This is a genomic window from uncultured Bifidobacterium sp. (assembly GCF_959020145.1).
Taxonomy (GTDB): domain Bacteria; phylum Actinomycetota; class Actinomycetes; order Actinomycetales; family Bifidobacteriaceae; genus Bifidobacterium.
In genome coordinates this window covers 1-3,045 of the sequence record NZ_CAUEQY010000079.1, presented here as the reverse complement: position 1 = coordinate 3,045, position 3,045 = coordinate 1, and the positions used below count along the sequence as shown (strand labels likewise).

The following is a 3,045-nucleotide window of genomic DNA, read 5'->3' as shown; positions in this document are numbered from 1 at the left end:
CGATGGTTTGGGTAAGGAGATCCGATGGTTGTTGCCGTTGAATACATTTCGAAGGAAGAATCGACTGACGTTGCCGAAGGTGCGGCTTCCGCGCAGCATGGCGTGACCGGCATCCTTGCGGTGCAAGGCGCGTTCGCCGAGCATGCGGCGATGCTGGATCGGCTTGGTGCGCCGTGGAAACTGCTGCGTGCCGCCGAGGATTTCGACGATTCGATCGACCGCGTGATTCTGCCTGGCGGCGAAAGCACCACGCAGGGCAAATTGCTGCGTTCGACCGGCTTGTTCGATCCGATCGCCGCGCATATCGCCGCTGGAAAGCCGGTATTCGGCACCTGCGCGGGCATGATTTTGCTCGCTCGTCGTCTCGATAACGACGAGAACGTCTATTTTGGCGCGTTGGATGCGGTCGTGCGCCGCAATGCGTATGGACGTCAGCTTGGTTCGTTCGCTGCGTCCGCCGATTTCGGCGCTTCCGACGATGCGGATGCTGTGGTGGTTGCGTCGGGGGAGTCTGTCTCTTCTGCGATTTCCGCGGCTGCTGGTGAGGAGGGGACTTCCGAGGCTTCGGATACGTCGGTGGTGCTCAAGGATTTCCCTCTGGTGTTCATTCGCGGACCGTTCGTTGCCGAGGTCGGCGAGCGGGCCACGGTCGAAACGTCGGTCGACGGCAATGTGGTCGGTTTGCGTCAGGGCAAGATTCTCGCTACGGCGTTCCACCCCGAACTGACCGACGATACCCGCATTCACGAGCTGTTCCTCAGTTTGTAGGCTCATCGAGCGGTGCGGAGTCCGTCTCTTCGTCGTATGCGTTGTTTTGGGAGGTTTGCGATTCGCAGACCTCCTTTGTATATGTTCTTTATATGTTTTCTCTTGTGAGGTAGCTTTCTTGCGATCCATTTTTTGGTTGAGATGCGCGGACAATCGCAGATTATTGTGCAAACGATGTCATTCTGTTTGTGCGAAACGCCGATGATTTCGTTGGCGCTTCAATAGCGCACAACAGTTGCAGGGGGGCTATCGAACCGGTTTGCTTGACACCTTGATACAACCGTGTATCATCGGAGCTAATGGTACACGGTTGTATCAGAAAGGAAACAAAGCCATCCTACCAGTCCAAACATCACCACGGGGGTATTGTTTGGCAGGTCGCGAACATACAAACATCACCAAGTGGAAAGCACGGCATGTGCATTCCGCGGCGGATGTTCCGAAACATATGCGACCGACATGCAATCAGCATGCGAAGCGGATGGCAGAAAGGGAAAAGAACATGCGCAACATGAAGAAGGCTCTCGCAGCGGTAGCAGCAGTGGCAACCCTCGCCAGCCTCGCGGCCTGCGGTGGCAGCGACGGCGGCAACGACGCCAAGGCCAACGCCGGAGACGCAGACAAGGCGGATCTCGTTTTCTGGGGCTGGGACACCGGCAACACCATGAAGGCCCTGATCGCCGACTTCGAAAAGGCCAATCCCGGAATCACCGTCAAATTCAACAACACCGGCACCGCATCCGACACCCAGACCGCACTGAGCAACGCCGTCGCGGCAGGCAAGGGTGCCCCCGACGTGGTCATGCTGGAAGACCCGACCGTCACCCAGTTCGCGGTTACCGGCGACCTCGTTGACCTCACCGCCTACGGTGCCGACAAGCTCGAAGACGACTTCTCCGCAGGCCCGTGGAGCAAGCTACAGTATGATGGCAAGCCGTATGCGCTGCCGATTGATTCCGGCCCGGAAGTCTTCTTCTACAACGATGCCGTGCTCAAGAAGGCCGGCGTCGACGGCTCCCAGATCAAGACTTGGGACGATTATTACGAGGCAGCCAAGAAGGTCAAGGCCATCGGCGCCTACATGACCAACAATTCCGGCTCCTCCATGGAATACCAGCCCTTCACCGCCCAGGCATGGCAGGCCGGTGCGCAGCCGTGGAAGGTTGATGGCGAGAACATCACCATTGACATGACCAAGGATTCCGGCATGAAGAAGTACATCGAATTCCAGCAGAAGCTCATCGACGAAGACCTCGTCGACACCAAGATCGCCAACTGGTCCGACGACTGGAACCGTGCGCTCAACGAAGGCGACATCGCCACTCTCACCATCGGCGCATGGATGCCGGTTAACCTCATGAACGGCGCTCCTGACCAGGCCGGCAACTGGCGCGTGGCCCAGCTCCCGCAGTGGAACGAAGGTGACGAGGTCTCCGCTGAAGACGGCGGCTCCGCACTCGCGGTCGTCTCCCAGTCCAAGCAGCAGGCCGCGGCCTACAAGTTCGTCGAATACTTGACCCACGGCGACGGCGCCCAGACCATGGCCGACACCGGCACCTTCCCGAGCCTGAAGAAGATCCTCTCCTCCGACTCCTTCACCGATCCGAACACTGAAGCCAACAAGAAGGTCAACGACTACTTCGGCGGCCAGAACGTGAACGAGATTCTCTCCGAAGCCGCCCAGCGCAAGGTCTCCGCCTTCCAGTACCTGCCGTACAACCCGTACGCGCAGTCCACCTTCGGCGATCAGATCTCCAAGGCCTACAGCGAGGACATCACTCTGGAGGAAGCCTTCGTCAACTACAGCAAGGCGCTCACCGATCACGGCAACCAGCAGGGCTACACCGTCACCAGCAAGGACTGACGGCGCCCAGCCGCTGCCGTGCGGCACAACGAAAAACGCGATAATGCGATCCGACATACGCAACGCACCATCGCAACCATGAAGATCGACGGCAGGTGGGAATCGTCTGACGTGACCCGCCTGCCTCACTTCGTAAAAATAATTTTAAAAACGAAATCTTACAATAGAAAAAGATTTCAAAAAAATAGCAATCCTGTAATTCAAACAATAAAAGATTTTGCGGATTAACAATTGCACATGGTTGTGCGATCAATAGAGCAAAAAGCATACAGAAAGAAGAAAGCATGTCTCAGCAAGCAGCAGTCGCGGCGGATGCGCTGCATACGCCTGCGGACCAGGTTCGCGTCAACCGTCACCGTGCGGATTGGCGTGGTTGGAAGTTCATGTGGCCGTTCGCGTTGGTGTTCGTGTTC

2 protein-coding genes and 1 pseudogene are annotated in these 3,045 nt (G+C 57.4%); all 3 read left to right on the top strand.

Annotated elements, in window-relative coordinates; genetic code table 11:
• Positions 1-24 precede the first annotated feature (24 nt).
• A complete protein-coding gene (gene pdxT, locus Q5H33_RS08325) occupies positions 25-768 on the top strand; it encodes a pyridoxal 5'-phosphate synthase glutaminase subunit PdxT (protein WP_118240207.1) in 744 nt (247 codons plus the stop codon).
• Positions 769-1,270: 502 nt separating this feature from the next.
• On the top strand, positions 1,271-2,632 hold the full coding sequence (locus tag Q5H33_RS08320; RefSeq protein WP_022245560.1) for an ABC transporter substrate-binding protein: 1,362 nt from the start codon (positions 1,271-1,273) through the stop codon (positions 2,630-2,632).
• Positions 2,633-2,916: 284 nt separating this feature from the next.
• A pseudogene (locus Q5H33_RS08315) lies at positions 2,917-3,045 on the top strand (sugar ABC transporter permease); the annotation flags it as partial.